The sequence below is a fragment of the Pseudomonas palmensis genome (assembly GCF_049942755.1).
Lineage (GTDB): Bacteria > Pseudomonadota > Gammaproteobacteria > Pseudomonadales > Pseudomonadaceae > Aquipseudomonas > Aquipseudomonas palmensis.
The window spans coordinates 2,793,410-2,812,833 of sequence record NZ_CP187958.1; the positions used below are offsets into that span (position 1 = coordinate 2,793,410).

12 protein-coding genes, 4 tRNA genes and 2 rRNA genes are annotated in these 19,424 nt (G+C 56.7%); all 18 read left to right on the forward strand.

Annotated elements, in window-relative coordinates:
• The first annotated feature begins 121 nt into the window (after positions 1-121).
• The 18 genes from ACPRTJ_RS12800 (at position 122) to rpoC (ending at position 19,299) form a co-directional block, all read left to right on the forward strand.
• Positions 122-3,011: ribosomal RNA gene (locus ACPRTJ_RS12800) — 23S ribosomal RNA — on the forward strand.
• A 138-nt stretch (positions 3,012-3,149) separates the two neighbouring features.
• Positions 3,150-3,265, forward strand: a 5S ribosomal RNA gene (rrf, locus tag ACPRTJ_RS12805).
• A 168-nt stretch (positions 3,266-3,433) separates the two neighbouring features.
• Positions 3,434-4,393 carry a bifunctional biotin--[acetyl-CoA-carboxylase] ligase/biotin operon repressor BirA gene (gene birA / locus ACPRTJ_RS12810; protein ID WP_229589809.1) on the forward strand — a complete coding sequence of 320 codons (960 nt, stop codon included), beginning with the start codon at positions 3,434-3,436 and terminating at the stop codon, positions 4,391-4,393.
• A complete protein-coding gene (locus ACPRTJ_RS12815; protein WP_043861943.1) occupies positions 4,383-5,129 on the forward strand; it encodes a pantothenate kinase in 747 nt (248 codons plus the stop codon). Before birA ends, ACPRTJ_RS12815 begins: the two co-directional genes overlap by 11 nt.
• A 7-nt stretch (positions 5,130-5,136) precedes the next feature.
• Positions 5,137-5,559, forward strand: coding sequence for a hypothetical protein (locus ACPRTJ_RS12820; RefSeq protein WP_054916720.1), 423 nt, complete (start codon positions 5,137-5,139; stop codon positions 5,557-5,559).
• 143 nt (positions 5,560-5,702) lie between these two features.
• Positions 5,703-5,787 (forward strand) — tRNA-Tyr (locus ACPRTJ_RS12825).
• Positions 5,788-5,810: 23 nt separating this feature from the next.
• A tRNA-Gly gene (locus ACPRTJ_RS12830) sits at positions 5,811-5,884 on the forward strand.
• 26 nt (positions 5,885-5,910) lie between these two features.
• Positions 5,911-5,986: transfer RNA gene (locus ACPRTJ_RS12835), tRNA-Thr, on the forward strand.
• 85 nt (positions 5,987-6,071) lie between these two features.
• Positions 6,072-7,265, forward strand: coding sequence for an elongation factor Tu (gene tuf / locus ACPRTJ_RS12840; protein WP_426428988.1), 1,194 nt, complete (start codon positions 6,072-6,074; stop codon positions 7,263-7,265).
• Between the two features lie 53 nt (positions 7,266-7,318).
• Positions 7,319-7,394 (forward strand) — tRNA-Trp (locus tag ACPRTJ_RS12845).
• A gap of 45 nt (positions 7,395-7,439) precedes the next feature.
• A complete protein-coding gene (gene secE / locus ACPRTJ_RS12850; RefSeq protein ID WP_426428990.1) occupies positions 7,440-7,808 on the forward strand; it encodes a preprotein translocase subunit SecE in 369 nt (122 codons plus the stop codon).
• Positions 7,809-7,817: 9 nt separating this feature from the next.
• Entirely contained in the window at positions 7,818-8,351 is a 534-nt protein-coding gene (gene nusG / locus ACPRTJ_RS12855) for a transcription termination/antitermination protein NusG (RefSeq protein WP_043861939.1), read from the forward strand.
• A gap of 119 nt (positions 8,352-8,470) precedes the next feature.
• Complete coding sequence (gene rplK / locus ACPRTJ_RS12860; RefSeq protein ID WP_028944937.1) at positions 8,471-8,902, forward strand: 50S ribosomal protein L11; 432 nt, start codon at positions 8,471-8,473, stop codon at positions 8,900-8,902.
• Positions 8,902-9,597, forward strand: a complete 696-nt coding sequence (gene rplA / locus ACPRTJ_RS12865) for a 50S ribosomal protein L1 (RefSeq protein WP_043861938.1) — start codon at positions 8,902-8,904, stop codon at positions 9,595-9,597. Before rplK ends, rplA begins: the two co-directional genes overlap by 1 nt.
• Positions 9,598-9,797: 200 nt before the next feature.
• Positions 9,798-10,298: a 50S ribosomal protein L10 gene (gene rplJ / locus ACPRTJ_RS12870; protein ID WP_043861937.1), complete on the forward strand. Its 501-nt coding sequence runs from the start codon at positions 9,798-9,800 to the stop codon at positions 10,296-10,298.
• 78 nt (positions 10,299-10,376) lie between these two features.
• On the forward strand, positions 10,377-10,742 hold the full coding sequence (gene rplL / locus ACPRTJ_RS12875) for a 50S ribosomal protein L7/L12 (protein WP_043861936.1): 366 nt from the start codon (positions 10,377-10,379) through the stop codon (positions 10,740-10,742).
• A 219-nt stretch (positions 10,743-10,961) separates the two neighbouring features.
• Positions 10,962-15,035 carry a DNA-directed RNA polymerase subunit beta gene (gene rpoB, locus ACPRTJ_RS12880; protein WP_043861935.1) on the forward strand — a complete coding sequence of 1,358 codons (4,074 nt, stop codon included), beginning with the start codon at positions 10,962-10,964 and terminating at the stop codon, positions 15,033-15,035.
• A 64-nt stretch (positions 15,036-15,099) separates the two neighbouring features.
• The gene (rpoC, locus tag ACPRTJ_RS12885) at positions 15,100-19,299 is read left to right on the forward strand and encodes a DNA-directed RNA polymerase subunit beta' (RefSeq protein ID WP_054916698.1); all 4,200 of its coding nucleotides are present in this window, start codon (positions 15,100-15,102) and stop codon (positions 19,297-19,299) included.
• The last annotated feature ends 125 nt before the right edge of the window (positions 19,300-19,424 follow it).

Below are 19,424 nucleotides of genomic sequence, written 5' to 3' on the forward strand. Positions count from 1 at the left end.
AAAGATAGACTGGACAGCACTTTCACTGGTGTATGTTCAGGCTAAGGTAAAATTTGTGAGTAATTACAAGTTTTCGGCGAATGTTGTCTTCACAGTATAACCAGATTGCTTGGGGTTATATGGTCAAGTGAAGAAGCGCATACGGTGGATGCCTTGGCAGTCAGAGGCGATGAAAGACGTGGTAGCCTGCGATAAGCTTCGGGGAGTCGGCAAACAGACTTTGATCCGGAGATCTCTGAATGGGGGAACCCACCTGGCATAAGTCAGGTATCTTGTACTGAATACATAGGTGCAAGAGGCGAACCAGGGGAACTGAAACATCTAAGTACCCTGAGGAAAAGAAATCAACCGAGATTCCCTTAGTAGTGGCGAGCGAACGGGGACTAGCCCTTAAGTGGCTTTGAGATTAGCGGAACGCTCTGGAAAGTGCGGCCATAGTGGGTGATAGCCCTGTACGCGAAAATCTCTTAGTCATGAAATCGAGTAGGACGGAGCACGAGAAACTTTGTCTGAATATGGGGGGACCATCCTCCAAGGCTAAATACTACTGACTGACCGATAGTGAACCAGTACCGTGAGGGAAAGGCGAAAAGAACCCCGGAGAGGGGAGTGAAATAGATCCTGAAACCGTATGCGTACAAGCAGTGGGAGCCTACTTGTTAGGTGACTGCGTACCTTTTGTATAATGGGTCAGCGACTTATATTCAGTGGCGAGCTTAACCGAATAGGGGAGGCGTAGCGAAAGCGAGTCTTAATAGGGCGTTTAGTCGCTGGGTATAGACCCGAAACCGGGCGATCTATCCATGGGCAGGTTGAAGGTTAGGTAACACTGACTGGAGGACCGAACCGACTACCGTTGAAAAGTTAGCGGATGACCTGTGGATCGGAGTGAAAGGCTAATCAAGCTCGGAGATAGCTGGTTCTCCTCGAAAGCTATTTAGGTAGCGCCTCATGTATCACTGTAGGGGGTAGAGCACTGTTTCGGCTAGGGGGTCATCCCGACTTACCAAACCGATGCAAACTCCGAATACCTACAAGTGCCGAGCATGGGAGACACACGGCGGGTGCTAACGTCCGTCGTGAAAAGGGAAACAACCCAGACCGTCAGCTAAGGTCCCAAAGTTATGGTTAAGTGGGAAACGATGTGGGAAGGCTTAGACAGCTAGGAGGTTGGCTTAGAAGCAGCCACCCTTTAAAGAAAGCGTAATAGCTCACTAGTCGAGTCGGCCTGCGCGGAAGATGTAACGGGGCTCAAACCATACACCGAAGCTACGGGTATCACTTAGGTGATGCGGTAGAGGAGCGTTCTGTAAGCCTGTGAAGGTGAGTTGAGAAGCTTGCTGGAGGTATCAGAAGTGCGAATGCTGACATGAGTAACGACAATGGGAGTGAAAAACTCCCACGCCGAAAGACCAAGGTTTCCTGCGCAACGTTAATCGACGCAGGGTTAGTCGGTCCCTAAGGCGAGGCTGAAAAGCGTAGTCGATGGAAAACAGGTTAATATTCCTGTACTTCTGGTTATTGCGATGGAGGGACGGAGAAGGCTAGGCCAGCTTGGCGTTGGTTGTCCAAGTTTAAGGTGGTAGGCTGAGATCTTAGGTAAATCCGGGATCTTAAGGCCGAGAGCTGATGACGAGTTGCCATTAGGCGACGAAGTGGTTGATGCCATGCTTCCAAGAAAAGCTTCTAAGCTTCAGGTAACCAGGAACCGTACCCCAAACCGACACAGGTGGTTGGGTAGAGAATACCAAGGCGCTTGAGAGAACTCGGGTGAAGGAACTAGGCAAAATGGCACCGTAACTTCGGGAGAAGGTGCGCCGGTGAGGGTGAAGGACTTGCTCCGTAAGCTCATGCCGGTCGAAGATACCAGGCCGCTGCGACTGTTTATTAAAAACACAGCACTCTGCAAACACGAAAGTGGACGTATAGGGTGTGACGCCTGCCCGGTGCCGGAAGGTTAATTGATGGGGTTAGCTAACGCGAAGCTCTTGATCGAAGCCCCGGTAAACGGCGGCCGTAACTATAACGGTCCTAAGGTAGCGAAATTCCTTGTCGGGTAAGTTCCGACCTGCACGAATGGCGTAACGATGGCGGCGCTGTCTCCACCCGAGACTCAGTGAAATTGAAATCGCTGTGAAGATGCAGTGTATCCGCGGCTAGACGGAAAGACCCCGTGAACCTTTACTATAGCTTTGCACTGGACTTTGAATTTGCTTGTGTAGGATAGGTGGGAGGCTTTGAAGCGTGGACGCCAGTCTGCGTGGAGCCATCCTTGAAATACCACCCTGGCAACTTTGAGGTTCTAACTCAGGTCCGTTATCCGGATCGAGGACAGTGTATGGTGGGTAGTTTGACTGGGGCGGTCTCCTCCTAAAGAGTAACGGAGGAGTACGAAGGTGCGCTCAGACCGGTCGGAAATCGGTCGTAGAGTATAAAGGCAAAAGCGCGCTTGACTGCGAGACAGACACGTCGAGCAGGTACGAAAGTAGGTCTTAGTGATCCGGTGGTTCTGTATGGAAGGGCCATCGCTCAACGGATAAAAGGTACTCCGGGGATAACAGGCTGATACCGCCCAAGAGTTCATATCGACGGCGGTGTTTGGCACCTCGATGTCGGCTCATCACATCCTGGGGCTGAAGCCGGTCCCAAGGGTATGGCTGTTCGCCATTTAAAGTGGTACGCGAGCTGGGTTTAGAACGTCGTGAGACAGTTCGGTCCCTATCTGCCGTGGACGTTTGAGATTTGAGAGGGGCTGCTCCTAGTACGAGAGGACCGGAGTGGACGAACCTCTGGTGTTCCGGTTGTCACGCCAGTGGCATTGCCGGGTAGCTATGTTCGGAAGAGATAACCGCTGAAAGCATCTAAGCGGGAAACTTGCCTCAAGATGAGATCTCACTGGAGCCTTGAGCTCCCTGAAGGGCCGTCGAAGACTACGACGTTGATAGGTTGGGTGTGTAAGCGCTGTGAGGCGTTGAGCTAACCAATACTAATTGCCCGTGAGGCTTGACCATATAACACCCAAGCAATTTGCGTCGAACGACCAGATTGCGGTGTTGTGAAGACACAGTAAGCCGAAGATTTGTAGCTCACGAACATCACATACCCAATTCGCTGGAGTGTCTGAACAAGACCTTCTGGCAACAGAATTTCTTGACGACCATAGAGCATTGGAACCACCTGATCCCATCCCGAACTCAGTAGTGAAACGATGCATCGCCGATGGTAGTGTGGGGTTTCCCCATGTGAGAGTAGGTCATCGTCAAGATTAAATTCCGAAACCCCTATCTGCATCTGCAGGTAGGGGTTTTGTCTTTGTGGGTCGAAAAAAGCTGCGATCACGCAGCTATTTCTCCGTAAGGACGCGTCCTACAACAGGTATGCAATCCTTCAGCGCATAGCTATCATGCGTGCCTCATTGTGAGTCGAGATTGGCATGCTGAAGTTGTTGAAACTCCTCAAGGATGGTCGATTCCATTCCGGCGAGGCCTTGGGTGCTGCCCTGGGCATCAGCCGCAGCGCCGTGTGGAAGCAATTGCAGCATCTCGAGGCTGAATTGAGTCTGCCGGTGTACAAGGTGCGAGGGCGGGGCTACAGATTGGCTGCGCCCTTGTCGCTGTTGGACGTCAGCGCCATCGAGGGTGCCGGCACCGGCCGGCTCTGGCCAATGCACATCCATGAAGAGATTGACTCGACAAATGCCGAAGCGTTGCGCGCGATCAGTGCCGGTCGCCAGGCACCCTTTCTGGTTCTGGCTGAGCATCAGAGCGCAGGGCGCGGTCGCCGTGGCAGAAACTGGTCAAGCCCCTTTGCGCAGAATCTCTATTACAGCCTGGTGCTGCGTATCGACGGTGGCATGCGGCAACTGGAAGGCCTGAGCCTTGTGGTGGGTTTGGCGGTCATGCGTACCCTTCAGTCCGTCGGAGTGAATGCTGCGGGCTTGAAGTGGCCAAATGATGTGCTGGCCAACGGTCGCAAGATCGCAGGTATTCTTCTTGAGCTTGTGGGGGATCCCGCTGATGTCTGTCATGTGGTGCTGGGTATTGGTGTGAACGTGAATATGCAGACCAACAGCGAGGTCGATCAGGCATGGACATCCGTCCGGCTCGAGACAGGGCAGCAGGTTGATCGCAACCAGCTGGTTGCGCTGCTCAATGAGAATCTGCAGGTTTACCTGGAGCGACATCGTCAGTCGGGTTTTACCGACTTGCAGGCGGAATGGGAGCAAGGGCACCTGTGGCAGGGGTGTGCAGTATCGTTGATAGCCGGCGTCACCAGGGTCGACGGCGTTGTGCTCGGTATCGATCGTCAGGGCGCGCTGCGTCTTCAGGTCGAAGGTGTTGAGAAGAGCTTTAGTGGTGGTGAGCTCAGTTTGAGGTTGCGCGATGATTCTTGAGCTCGATTGCGGTAACAGTTTTATCAAGTGGCGGGTTATCCGCACCGACGCATCGGTTGTTGGCGGCGGCATCGTCGATACCAACCAGGCGCTGATCGAGGCTGTTGAGGCGCTTGCGGGCGATACCCCGGCCCGTTGCCGCCTGGTCAGTGTGCGTACAGAAGAAGAGACCGATCATCTTGGTGATGCCCTGGTGAAGGCGTTCGGGCTGTCGATAGTGCGCGCGCGCTCGGCAACTGCATTGGCCGGGGTTACCAATGGCTATGACGATTACGAGCGTCTTGGGCTCGATCGGTGGCTGGCTTTGCTCGGCGGGTACCATCTGGCCAGAAGGGCATGCGTGGTCATCGATCTGGGGACTGCTGTCACATCGGATTTCGTATCGGCGCAGGGGGAACACCTGGGAGGTTTCATCTGCCCTGGGATGCCATTGATGCGCAATCAATTGCGTACCCATACCCGGCGTATCCGCTATGACGACGAGTCCGCCGAGCGTGCATTGTCGAGTCTGCAGCCTGGGCGCTCTACCGTCGAGGCGGTAGAGCGTGGCTGTACGCTCATGCTGCATGGATTTGTGTTGACTCAGCTCGAGCAGGCGCGCTCATTGTGGGGTGAGGATTTTACCCTGTTCATTACCGGTGGCGACGCAGGACTGTTGCACCAGGTGGTACCGCAAGCCCGAATCGTTCCCGACCTGGTGTTCGTAGGCCTGGCGATGGCCTGTCCGCTGGAGTGAGGTGTGTATGCGCTGGTTGTTTCTGTTATTGCTGGTCCTCAATGTCGTCTACTACGTCTGGCACCAGCAGGAGGCACCGTTGAGGGCGAAAGAGGTGACATCGCTGTCGCTCTACAAGGGAAGTCAGCAGGGTATTCGTCTACTCAGCGAGTCTCGCGAGGCGCCATCGCAGAAGGACAATGAGTGTCTCTACCTTGGGGCATTGGCTAGCCCCGAGCTACTGGATAGCCTTCGTCAGCGTCTGATCAGCCTGGATATCCGGGCGCGCAAGGTGGTGGGCAGGCTGCCCGACAGTCAGGGGTGGTGGCTGCAGATAGCGCCTGAAAGCCGTCGCTTGCTGGACGCAACGGTGCTCGCCGGACTTTCCCATGATTTCAAAGACTTAAAAGATAAAATAATGTTGTGCGAAGGCGTTGCAACTATCGAATAGTTTGCATAGAATGGCGCCCGCTCCACAGCGATGACCACTAGGTGGTAACGCAGTGAAGCAGTTGTCAAAGTAGCTAACCTCAAGATTTTAATGAGAAAAAGCTTGACAGCAGGGCGGCAGGAGTAGAAAATGCCGGCCACATTGGAGGGGTTCCCGAGCGGCCAAAGGGATCAGACTGTAAATCTGACGTCTACGACTTCGAAGGTTCGAATCCTTCTCCCTCCACCAGTTTAGCGAGAGCTGCAAGCTCCGCGGGTATAGTTTAGTGGTAGAACCTCAGCCTTCCAAGCTGATGATGCGGGTTCGATTCCCGCTACCCGCTCCAGGTTTGCTGTTGTTGCACAGTGTTACGCTCTTGTAGCTCAGTTGGTAGAGCACACCCTTGGTAAGGGTGAGGTCAGCGGTTCAAATCCGCTCAAGAGCTCCATATGACAAGGCAGATATGAAAATATCTGCCTTTGTTTTAATGGTCGGTTTGATCTGCTTATTACTTCTACCGGGGGACAGTCTCGATGGCTAAGGAAAAGTTCGAACGTAACAAGCCGCACGTGAACGTAGGCACCATTGGTCACGTTGACCATGGTAAAACGACGTTGACCGCCGCGCTGACTCGCGTTTGCTCCGAGGTTTTCGGTTCTGCCAAGGTTGACTTCGACAAGATCGACAGCGCCCCGGAAGAAAAAGCACGTGGCATCACCATCAATACTGCGCACGTCGAATATGACTCGAACATTCGTCACTATGCGCACGTTGACTGCCCGGGTCACGCCGACTATGTAAAAAACATGATTACCGGTGCTGCTCAGATGGATGGCGCTATCCTGGTTTGCTCGGCCGCGGATGGTCCGATGCCGCAAACCCGTGAGCACATCCTGCTGTCCCGTCAGGTTGGCGTTCCGTACATCGTGGTCTTCCTGAACAAGGCTGACCTGGTAGACGACGCTGAGCTGCTGGAGCTGGTCGAGATGGAAGTTCGCGACCTGCTGTCCGCCTATGATTTCCCAGGCGACGATACCCCGATCATCATTGGTTCGGCTCGTATGGCGCTGGAAGGCAAAGACGATAACGAAATGGGCACCACCGCTGTCAAGCGTCTGGTCGAAACCCTGGATAGCTACATTCCAGAGCCTGAGCGCGCTATCGACAAGCCGTTCCTGATGCCAATCGAAGACGTATTCTCGATCTCGGGTCGTGGTACCGTTGTTACCGGTCGTATCGAGCGTGGCATCGTCCGCGTTCAAGACGCCCTGGAAATCGTTGGTCTGCGTGACACCACCACCACCACCTGCACCGGTGTTGAGATGTTCCGCAAGCTGCTGGACGAAGGTCGTGCTGGCGAGAACTGCGGCGTGCTGCTGCGCGGCACCAAGCGTGACGACGTTGAGCGTGGCCAGGTTCTGGTCAAGCCGGGTTCGGTCAAACCGCACACCAAGTTCACCGCAGAAGTCTATGTTCTGAGCAAGGAAGAAGGCGGCCGTCACACTCCGTTCTTCAAAGGCTACCGTCCACAGTTCTACTTCCGTACTACTGACGTGACTGGTAACTGCGAGCTGCCAGAAGGCGTTGAAATGGTAATGCCAGGTGACAACATCCAGATGACTGTCACTCTGATCAAGACCATCGCGATGGAAGACGGTCTGCGCTTCGCTATCCGTGAGGGCGGTCGTACCGTCGGTGCGGGTGTAGTGGCAAAGGTTATTGAATAAGTAGTTGATTTCTCTCGATCAGGCCGGCATAATGGTCGGCCTGATAAGCTTTTAGGTCAGTAGCTCAATTGGCAGAGCGACGGTCTCCAAAACCGTAGGTTGGGGGTTCGATTCCCTCCTGACCTGCCAGATTCACCTTGTGTGTCTGGCTTTCTTTTCACAGGATCCTCCTAGATGACTCCCAAGTCTGAAGCCCAAGACTCTCGTTTTGATCTGCTCAAGTGGCTGGCTGTTGTCGCTTTGGTGGTGGTAGGCGTGGTCGGAAATCAATATTACTCCGCTTCGCCGATTCTGTATCGCGTTATTGCACTCCTCGTTCTTGCTGCTGTTGCTGGCTTTGTTGCCTTGCAGACTGCAAAGGGCAGGTCGTTCTTTGCGCTGGCAAAGGAAGCTCGCACCGAGATTCGTAAAGTCGTATGGCCAACCCGCCAAGAGACCATGCAGACCACCCTTATTGTGGTGGCTGTTGTCCTGGTCATGGCGCTGCTGTTGTGGGGGCTCGATTCCCTGCTCGGCTGGTTGATTTCCTTGATTGTTGGCTAAGGGTGTCCTGTGGCTAAGCGTTGGTATGTTGTGCATGCTTACTCGGGTTACGAGAAGCATGTGATGCGCTCGCTCATCGAGCGCGTAAAGCTGGCTGGCATGGAAGATGGCTTCGGCGAGATTCTGGTCCCCACTGAAGAAGTGGTTGAAATGCGCAATGGCCAGAAGCGCAAAAGCGAGCGTAAGTTCTTCCCGGGCTACGTGCTGGTTCAGATGGACATGAACGAAGGGACTTGGCACTTGGTCAAGGACACCCCTCGTGTCATGGGCTTCATTGGTGGTACCGCAGACAAGCCTGCACCCATCACCGATAAAGAAGCCGAGGCCATTCTGCGTCGCGTTGCCGATGGCAGCGACAAGCCGAAGCCGAAAACGCTGTTCGAGCCAGGTGAAGTGGTTCGTGTTGTAGACGGTCCGTTTGCTGATTTCAACGGCACGGTCGAAGAGGTTAACTACGAGAAGAGCCGGCTCCAGGTAGCGGTGCTCATCTTCGGTCGCTCTACTCCGGTGGAGCTTGAGTTCAGCCAGGTCGAAAAGGTCTAGCAGAACGACGCATCCCATACCCCGCAGCCCTATGTGCTGCGGGGTTTTGTCGTCACTGGGATAAAACGCAAGTAATCCGGGGAGCCTTCTGGCGCTTGTACCCGATATTGGAGTAGCTCATGGCTAAGAAGATTCAGGCTTACATCAAGCTGCAAGTAAAGGCCGGCCAGGCCAACCCAAGTCCACCCGTCGGCCCAGCACTGGGTCAACACGGTGTGAACATCATGGAATTCTGCAAGGCCTTCAACGCCCGTACCCAGGGTCAAGAAGCCGGCCTGCCGACTCCTGTGATCATCACTGTATACAGTGACCGTAGCTTCACTTTCGAAACCAAAAGCACCCCTGCTTCGGTTCTGCTGAAGAAAGCAGCTGGCCTGACCAGCGGTTCTGCGCGTCCGAACACCGTCAAAGTCGGTACTGTGACCCGTGCTCAGCTGGAAGAGATCGCAAAAACCAAAAATGCTGATCTGACCGCTGCTGACATGGAAGCGGCCGTGCGTACCATCGCCGGTTCCGCTCGCAGCATGGGCCTCAACGTGGAGGGTGTGTAATGGCTAAGCTGACCAAGCGCCAAAAGGCTATCGCTTCGAAAATCGAAGCGGGCAAAGTCTACAACTTCGAAGAAGCAGCAGTGCTGCTGGCCGAACTGTCTACCGTGAAGTTCAGCGAGTCCTTCGACGTAGCCGTTAACCTGGGCGTTGACCCACGTAAATCCGACCAGGTCGTTCGTAGCGCTACCGTGCTGCCACACGGCACTGGCAAGACCGTACGTGTTGCCGTGTTCACCCAGGGTCCAGCTGCCGAGGCCGCTCTGGCTGCCGGCGCTGACCGTGTAGGCATGGACGATCTGGCTGCCGAAATGAAAGGCGGCGACCTGAACTATGACGTCGTTATTGCCTCCCCGGACGCAATGCGTGTTGTAGGTCAGCTGGGTCAGGTTCTGGGTCCTCGCGGCCTGATGCCTAACCCTAAAGTTGGCACCGTAACTCCAGACGTAGCCACCGCGGTCAAAAACGCCAAGGCTGGTCAGGTTCGCTACCGTACCGACAAAAACGGCATCATCCACACTTCCGTTGGCAAGATCGGCTTTGAAGCCGTCAAGCTGAAGGAAAACGTTGAAGCCCTGATCGCTGATCTGAAGCGTATCAAGCCAGCTTCCTCGAAAGGTATCTACGTCAAGCGCGTTACCCTGAGCACCACCATGGGCCCAGGTCTGGTAATCGATCAAGGTTCCCTGAACGCGTAAGACCGCGATGGGCGCGAGCAATTGCGCCCGTCAGCAAAAATTGGGGTCCCTGCCTGGCGGGGGCTATCCAAGACCGTAGGCGGCGCAAGCCTTAAACCTCAAGCCTACGCAGATGGTGCCCCTGATTCCTTACCGAGTCAGACACCAAAACGACATTCGGCTTCGGCTGGATGAAACGGTAACAAGCAGGAGTTTTACCCGTGGCAATTAAACTCGAAGACAAGAAGGCCATCGTCGCTGAAGTCAACGAGGCTGCCAAAGTCGCTCTGTCCGCTGTCGTGGCTGATGCCCGTGGTGTGACTGTAGGCGCAATGACCGGACTCCGTAAAGAGGCTCGTGAAGCTGGCGTTTACGTACGTGTTGTACGTAACACCCTGCTCAAGCGCGCTGTTGCCGACACTGAATTCAGTGTCCTCAACGACGTGTTCACCGGCCCTACCCTGATCGCGTTCTCCAACGAACACCCGGGCGCTGCTGCTCGTCTGTTCGCTGAGTTCGCCAAGGGTCAGAGCAAGTTCGAGATCAAGGCAGCTGCGTTCGACGGCAAGTTCCTTGCCGCAAACCAGATCGACGTGTTGGCTTCCCTGCCGACCCGCGACGAGGCCATTGCGAAGCTGATGAGCGTGATCCAAGGCGCGACCAGCAAGCTGGCTCGTACTCTGGCAGCCGTTCGCGACCAGAAAGAAGCTGCTGCTGCCTAAGGCACCGCAAGCCCTTTCGAAATCATACGTTTAATTTGATGGCTGCGTAGGCTGTCACCCCAATACAGGATTTAAGTCATGTCTCTGACTAACGAGCAAATCATCGAAGCAATCGGCCAGAAAACCGTTCTGGAAGTTGTTGAGCTGATCAAAGCAATGGAAGAAACCTTCGGCGTTACCGCTGCTGTTGCCGCTGCTGGCCCAGCTGCCGCCGCTGCCGTTGTTGAAGAACAAACCGAGTTCAACGTTGTTCTGGTTGCCGCTGGCGACAAGAAAGTAAACGTGATCAAGGCTGTTCGTGAACTGACCGGCCTGGGCCTGAAAGAAGCCAAGGAAAAGGTTGATACCGCTCCTCAAGTCGTTGCTGAAGGCGTTTCGAAAGAAGCCGCTGACAAAGCCAAGGCTGACCTGGAAGCAGCAGGCGCTACCGTCGAACTGAAGTAATTTCGACTGTGCGTCTCCAGCCCGAGCGACAAGCGAAAGGCTGATGGCTGGTGGCTTTTGCCACCGGCCTTTTTCCGTTATTGGCAGCCGATCAGGTCGGCGCCGATGACGAGCGGTAACCACCGATGACGGTGGCGCAAACCATGGGGTTTGCACGATTTTCTGGCTGCTCCCGTCGGGAGAAGCCAAACAAGCAGGTGACCAAGCTGGGGAACGCTGATGGCTTACTCATACACTGAGAAAAAACGTATCCGCAAGGACTTTAGCAAGTTGCCGGACGTCATGGATGTGCCTTACCTCCTGGCCATCCAGCTGGATTCGTATCGTGAATTCTTGCAGGCGGGAGCGACTAAAGATCAGTTCCGCGACGTGGGCCTGCATGCGGCCTTCAAATCGGTTTTCCCGATCATCAGCTACTCCGGCAATGCTGCCCTGGAGTACGTTGGCTATCGTCTGGGCGAACCGGCCTTTGATGTCAAAGAATGCGTACTGCGCGGGGTAACCTACGCGGTACCGCTGCGCGTGAAAGTCCGCCTGATCATTTTCGACAAAGAATCGTCGAACAAAGCGATCAAGGACATCAAAGAGCAAGAAGTCTACATGGGTGAAATCCCCCTGATGACTGAAAACGGTACCTTCGTAATCAACGGTACCGAGCGTGTTATCGTTTCCCAGCTGCACCGCTCGCCAGGCGTGTTCTTCGACCACGACCGTGGCAAGACGCACAGCTCGGGCAAGCTGCTGTACTCGGCGCGGATCATTCCTTACCGCGGCTCGTGGCTGGACTTCGAATTCGATCCGAAAGACTGTGTATTCGTCCGTATCGACCGTCGTCGCAAGCTGCCGGCTTCCGTACTGCTGCGCGCGCTGGGCTACACCACCGAAGAAGTGCTGAACGCGTTCTACACCACCAACGTATTCCACGTGGCGGGCGAAAAGCTCAGCCTGGAACTGGTGCCACAACGCCTGCGTGGTGAAATCGCGGTCATGGACATCCATGACGACAGCGGCAAGGTGATTGTCGAGCAGGGTCGTCGTATTACCGCTCGCCACATCAACCAGCTGGAAAAGGCTGGTGTCAAATCCCTGGACGTGCCGCTGGAATACGTTCTGGGCCGCACCACCGCCAAGGCGATCGTGCACCCGGCTACCGGTGAAATCCTGGCCGAATGCAACACCGAGCTGACCACCGAGGCACTGGTGAAGATCGCCAAGGCTCAGGTCGTTCGCATCGAGACCCTGTATACCAACGACATCGACTGCGGTCCGTTCATCTCGGATACCCTGAAGATCGACTCCACCAGCAACCAACTGGAAGCGCTGGTCGAGATCTATCGCATGATGCGTCCTGGCGAGCCGCCAACCAAGGATGCCGCAGAGACCCTGTTCAACAACCTGTTCTTCAGCGCCGAGCGTTACGACCTGTCGGCTGTCGGTCGCATGAAGTTCAACCGTCGTATCGGTCGTACCGAGATCGAAGGTTCGGGCGTGCTGAGCAAGGAAGATATCGTCGAGGTCCTCAAGACCCTGGTCGACATCCGTAACGGCAAAGGCATCGTCGACGACATCGACCACCTGGGTAACCGTCGCGTGCGCTGTGTCGGCGAAATGGCCGAGAACCAGTTCCGCGTTGGCCTGGTGCGTGTAGAGCGCGCGGTCAAAGAGCGTCTGTCCATGGCTGAAAGCGAAGGCCTGATGCCGCAAGACCTGATCAACGCCAAGCCGGTAGCGGCGGCGGTGAAGGAGTTCTTCGGTTCGAGCCAGCTGTCCCAGTTCATGGACCAGAACAACCCGCTGTCCGAGATCACCCACAAGCGTCGTGTCTCGGCACTCGGCCCTGGTGGTCTGACCCGTGAGCGCGCAGGCTTCGAAGTCCGTGACGTACACCCGACCCACTACGGCCGCGTGTGCCCGATCGAGACCCCTGAAGGTCCGAACATCGGTCTGATCAACTCCCTGGCGGCCTATGCCCGCACCAACCAGTACGGCTTCCTTGAGAGCCCGTACCGCGTGGTGAAAGAGGGTGTGGTTACCGACGACATCGTGTTCCTGTCGGCGATCGAAGAAGCTGATCACGTCATCGCACAGGCTTCGGCCACGATGGACGCGAAGAAGCAACTGATCGACGAACTGGTAGCGGTCCGTCACCTGAACGAATTCACCGTCAAGGCGCCGGAAGACGTCACCCTGATGGACGTTTCGCCAAAGCAGGTAGTTTCTGTTGCCGCATCGTTGATTCCGTTCCTCGAGCACGACGACGCCAACCGTGCGTTGATGGGTTCGAACATGCAGCGTCAGGCTGTACCGACTCTGCGCGCCGACAAACCGCTGGTAGGTACCGGCATGGAGCGCAACGTTGCGCGTGACTCCGGCGTTTGCGTTGTGGCTCGTCGTGGCGGTGTGATCGATTCCGTCGACGCCAGCCGTATCGTGGTGCGTGTTGCAGATGACGAAGTTGAAACCGGCGAAGCTGGTGTCGATATCTACAACCTGACCAAGTACACCCGCTCGAACCAGAACACCTGCATCAACCAGCGTCCGCTGGTGAGCAAGGGTGATGTGGTTCAGCGTAGCGACATCATGGCCGACGGCCCGTCCACCGACATGGGTGAGCTGGCTCTGGGTCAGAACATGCGCATCGCGTTCATGGCGTGGAACGGCTTCAACTTCGAAGACTCCATCTGCCTGTCCGAGCGTGTGGTTCAGGAAGATCGCTTCACCACGATCCACATCCAGGAACTGACCTGTGTGGCCCGTGACACCAAGCTTGGCCCAGAGGAAATCACCGCGGACATCCCGAACGTGGGTGAGGCTGCGCTGAACAAGCTGGACGAAGCCGGTATCGTCTACGTGGGTGCTGAAGTCGGCGCTGGCGACATTCTGGTCGGCAAGGTCACGCCAAAAGGCGAGACCCAGCTGACGCCAGAAGAAAAACTGCTGCGTGCGATCTTCGGCGAGAAGGCCAGCGACGTCAAAGACACCTCCCTGCGTGTGCCGACCGGCACCAAGGGTACTGTCATCGACGTACAGGTCTTCACTCGCGATGGCGTCGAGCGCGACAGCCGTGCGCTGTCCATCGAGAAGATGCAGCTGGACGAGATCCGCAAGGACCTGAACGAAGAGTTCCGCATCGTTGAAGGCGCAACCTTCGAACGTCTGCGCAGCGCCCTGAACGGTCAGGTCGTCGAAGGTGGTGCTGGCCTGAAGAAAGGTTCGGTCATCTCCAACGAAGTGCTGGACGGTCTGGAGCACGGCCAGTGGTTCAAACTGCGCATGGCCGAAGACGCGCTGAACGAGCAACTCGAGAAGGCCCAGGCCTACATCGTTGATCGTCGCCGTCTGCTGGACGACAAGTTCGAAGACAAGAAGCGCAAGCTGCAGCAGGGCGATGACCTGGCGCCGGGCGTACTGAAGATCGTCAAGGTCTACCTGGCAATCCGTCGTCGCATCCAGCCGGGCGACAAGATGGCCGGTCGTCACGGTAACAAGGGTGTGGTCTCCGTGATCATGCCGGTCGAAGACATGCCGCACGACGCCAACGGTACGCCGGTGGACGTGGTACTCAACCCGTTGGGTGTACCTTCGCGTATGAACGTCGGTCAGATCCTCGAAACCCACCTGGGCCTGGCGGCCAAGGGCCTGGGCGAGAAGATCAACCGCATGCTCGAAGAGCAGCGCAAGGTCATCGAGCTGCGCAAGTTCCTCACCGAGATCTACAACGAGATCGGTGGTCGTCAGGAAAGCCTGGAAGACTTCTCCGACCAGGAAATCCTCGACCTGGCGAAGAACCTCAAAGGCGGTGTGCCAATGGCCACTCCAGTCTTCGACGGTGCCAAGGAAAGCGAAATCAAGGCCATGCTGAAACTGGCAGACATGCCGGAAAGCGGTCAGATGCAGCTGTTCGACGGTCGTACCGGCAACAAGTTCGAGCGTCCAGTGACCGTTGGTTACATGTACATGCTCAAGCTGAACCACTTGGTGGACGACAAGATGCACGCGCGTTCCACTGGTTCTTACAGCCTGGTTACCCAGCAGCCGCTGGGTGGTAAGGCGCAGTTCGGTGGTCAGCGTTTCGGGGAGATGGAAGTGTGGGCGCTGGAAGCATACGGCGCGGCATACACCCTGCAAGAAATGCTCACAGTGAAGTCGGACGATGTGAACGGTCGGACCAAGATGTACAAGAACATCGTGGACGGCGATCACCGTATGGAGCCGGGCATGCCCGAGTCCTTCAACGTGTTGATCAAAGAGATTCGTTCGCTCGGTATCGATATCGATCTGGAAACCGAATAACACGTGACGCGAATCGGGAGCGCGGCTGAAAAGCCCGCTCCCTGCTCCGCCAGGAGGAAAGGCCTTGAAAGACCTACTGAATTTGCTGAAAAACCAGGGTCAAGTCGAAGAGTTCGACGCCATCCGTATCGGATTGGCCTCGCCTGAGATGATCCGTTCGTGGTCGTTCGGTGAAGTAAAAAAGCCGGAAACCATCAACTACCGTACGTTCAAGCCTGAGCGTGACGGCCTGTTCTGCGCCAAGATCTTTGGCCCAGTCAAGGACTACGAGTGCCTGTGCGGCAAGTACAAGCGCCTGAAGCACCGTGGCGTGATCTGCGAGAAGTGCGGTGTTGAAGTCGCGCTGGCAAAAGTTCGTCGTGAGCGCATGGCGCACATCGAGCTGGCCTCGCCTGTTGCCCACATCTGGTTCCTGAAGTCGCTGCCGTCGCGTATCGGCCTGCTGATGGACATGACCCTGCGTGATATCGAGCGCGTTCTCTATTTCGAGAGCTATGTCGTTATCGACCCGGGCATGACCACCCTGGAAAAAGGTCAGCTGCTGAACGACGAGCAGTACTTCGAAGCGCTGGAAGAGTTCGGCGATGACTTCGACGCCCGCATGGGTGCCGAGGCCGTCCGCGAACTGCTGCACGCTATCGACCTGGAACACGAGATTGGCCGCCTGCGCGAAGAGATTCCGCAGACCAACTCGGAAACCAAGATCAAGAAGCTGTCCAAGCGACTGAAGCTGATGGAGGCCTTCCAGGGCTCGGGCAACCTGCCTGAGTGGATGGTCCTGACCGTTCTGCCGGTTCTGCCGCCAGACCTGCGTCCACTGGTTCCGCTGGATGGCGGTCGTTTCGCGACCTCCGACCTGAACGACCTGTACCGTCGGGTGATCAACCGTAACAACCGTCTGAAGCGCCTGCTCGACCTGTCTGCGCCTGACATCATCGTGCGCAACGAAAAGCGCATGCTGCAGGAAGCGGTCGACGCACTGCTCGACAACGGCCGTCGCGGCCGCGCCATCACCGGCTCGAACAAGCGTCCTCTGAAATCCCTGGCCGACATGATCAAGGGTAAGCAAGGTCGTTTCCGTCAGAACCTGCTCGGTAAGCGCGTTGACTACTCGGGTCGTTCGGTAATTACCGTAGGTCCGACCCTGCGTCTGCACCAGTGCGGTCTGCCGAAGAAAATGGCCCTCGAGCTGTTCAAGCCGTTCATTTTCGGCAAGCTGGAAATGCGTGGTCTGGCGACCACCATCAAGGCCGCCAAGAAGATGGTCGAGCGCGAGTTGCCAGAGGTGTGGGACGTTCTTGCCGAAGTGATTCGCGAACACCCCGTACTGCTCAACCGTGCACCGACCCTTCACCGTCTGGGTATCCAGGCGTTCGAGCCGGTACTGATCGAAGGCAAGGCCATCCAGCTGCACCCGCTGGTCTGTGCCGCGTACAACGCCGACTTCGACGGTGACCAGATGGCCGTGCACGTGCCGCTGACGCTGGAAGCCCAGCTCGAAGCGCGCGCGCTGATGATGTCGACCAACAACATCCTGTCGCCAGCCAACGGTGAGCCGATCATCGTTCCTTCGCAGGACGTTGTACTGGGTCTGTACTACATGACCCGCGAAGCCATCAATGCCAAGGGCGAAGGTCGCGTATTCGCCGACCTGCAGGAAGTCGACCGCGTATTCCGCGCCGGCGAAGCGGCCCTGCACGCCAAGATCAAGGTTCGTATCAACGAAACCGTGAACGATCGTGATGGCGGCAGCGTTAAGAACACCCGCATCGTCGACACCACTGTCGGCCGTGCACTGCTGTTCCAGGTTGTACCGCCAGGTCTGTCGTACGACGTGGTCAACCAGCCGATGAAGAAAAAGGCGATCTCCAAGCTGATCAACCAGTGCTACCGCGTGGTTGGTTTGAAAGAGACCGTCATCTTCGCTGACCAGCTGATGTACACCGGTTTTGCCTACTCGACCATCTCCGGCGTTTCCATCGGTGTTAACGACTTCGTTATCCCGGATGAAAAAGCCCGCATCATCGGTGCTGCCACCGACGAAGTGAAAGAGATCGAGAGCCAGTACGCCTCCGGCCTGGTAACCCAGGGCGAGAAGTACAACAAGGTCATCGACCTGTGGTCCAAGGCGAACGACGAAGTGTCCAAGGCGATGATGGCCAACCTCTCGAAAGAGAAGGTCATCGACCGCGAAGGCAACGAAGTCGAGCAGGAGTCCTTCAACTCGATGTACATGATGGCTGACTCCGGTGCCCGGGGTTCGGCAGCTCAGATTCGTCAGTTGGCCGGTATGCGTGGTCTGATGGCCAAGCCGGACGGCTCGATCATCGAGACGCCGATCACCGCGAACTTCCGCGAAGGTCTGAGCGTACTGCAGTACTTCATCTCGACTCACGGTGCGCGTAAGGGTCTTGCGGATACCGCGTTGAAAACCGCGAACTCCGGTTACCTGACCCGTCGTCTGGTAGACGTGGCGCAGGATCTGGTGGTTACCGAGATCGACTGTGGCACCGAGCAGGGTCTGGTCATGACCCCGCACATCGAAGGCGGCGACGTTGTAGAGCCGCTGGGTGAGCGCGTACTGGGTCGTGTAATCGCCCGTGACGTGTTCAAGCCTGGCACCGACGACGTCATCGTTCCGGCCGGTACTCTGGTCGACGAGAAGTGGGTCGAGTTCATCGAGCTGAACAGCATCGACGAAGTGATCGTGCGTTCGCCGATCAGCTGCGAAACCCGCTACGGCATCTGCGCCAAGTGCTACGGTCGCGACCTGGCTCGCGGTCACCAGGTGAACATCGGTGAAGCTGTCGGCGTTATCGCTGCACAGTCGATCGGTGAGCCGGGTACCCAGCTGACCATGCGTACGTTCCACATCGGTGGTGCTGCAAGCCGTACCTCGGCTGCCGACAGCGTCCAGGTGAAGAACGGCGGTATGGTTCGTCTGCACAACCTCAAGCAGGTTGAGCGTGCCGACGGCAACCTGGTTGCCGTATCGCGTTCCGGCGAGTTGGCGATTGCCGACGAGTTCGGTCGTGAGCGCGAGCGTTACAAGCTGCCTTACGGCGCCGTGATTTCGGTGAAGGAAGGCGACAAGGTCGACGCTGGCGCCATCGTCGCCAAGTGGGACCCGCACACCCACCCGATCGTTACCGAAATGAAAGGTACCGTGACCTTCGTGGGCATGGAAGAAGGCATCACGATCAAGCGTCAGACCGACGAATTGACCGGCCTGACCAACATCGAGGTTCTGGACGTCAAAGACCGTCCGGCTGCAGGCAAGGAAATCCGTCCTGCAATCAAGATGGTCGACGCCAGCGGCAAGGATCTGCTGTTGCCAGGTACCGACGTACCGGCTCAGTACTTCCTGCCAGCCAACGCCCTGGTCGGTGTGGCTGACGGTGCACAGATCGGTGTTGGTGACGTTATCGCGCGTATCCCGCAAGAAACGTCCAAGACCCGTGACATCACCGGTGGTCTGCCGCGCGTTGCCGACCTGTTCGAAGCGCGCCGTCCGAAAGAAGCCTCGATTCTGGCTGAAGTCAGCGGTACCATCGCCTTCGGTAAAGAGACCAAGGGCAAGCGCCGTCTGGTCATCACCCCGAACGATGGCAGCGATCCGTACGAAGAGCTGATTCCGAAGTGGCGTCACCTGAACGTCTTCGAAGGCGAACAAGTGAACCGCGGCGAAGTCATCTCGGACGGTCCTAGCGATCCGCACGACATTCTGCGTCTGCTGGGTGTTAGCGCGCTGGCCAAGTACATCGTCAACGAGATCCAGGACGTTTACCGTCTGCAAGGCGTGAAGATCAACGACAAGCACATCGAGACCATCCTGCGTCAGATGCTGCGTAAGGTCGAGATTGCCGAGTCGGGTGACTCCAGCTTCATCAAGGGCGACCAGATGGAACTGACCCAGGTACTGGTAGAGAACGAGCGCCTTGGCGCGGAAGACAAGTTTGTCTCCAAGTTCACTCGTGTACTGCTGGGTATCACCAAGGCCTCGCTGTCCACCGAATCGTTCATCTCGGCGGCTTCCTTCCAGGAAACCACCCGCGTACTGACCGAAGCGGCGGTAACCGGCAAGCGCGACTACCTGCGCGGCCTGAAAGAAAACGTGGTCGTGGGTCGTCTGATCCCGGCCGGTACCGGTCTGGCCTACCACAGCGAGCGCAAGCGTCGCCGTGATGCCGACAAGCCGTTGCGTGTTAGCGCCAGTGAAGTGGAAGCTGCACTGACCGAAGCGCTGAACTCCAGCGGCAACTAAAGCGTAGGGCCCTGGCGGCCCTCACCCGATCTTCGCGACATAATCTGTTGCGAAGGGGAGGGTGGGGGATGTCGGGGCCTTGCCTTGACGAGGGGCAAGATCCTCTTTAGACTCTTGTACCCCTA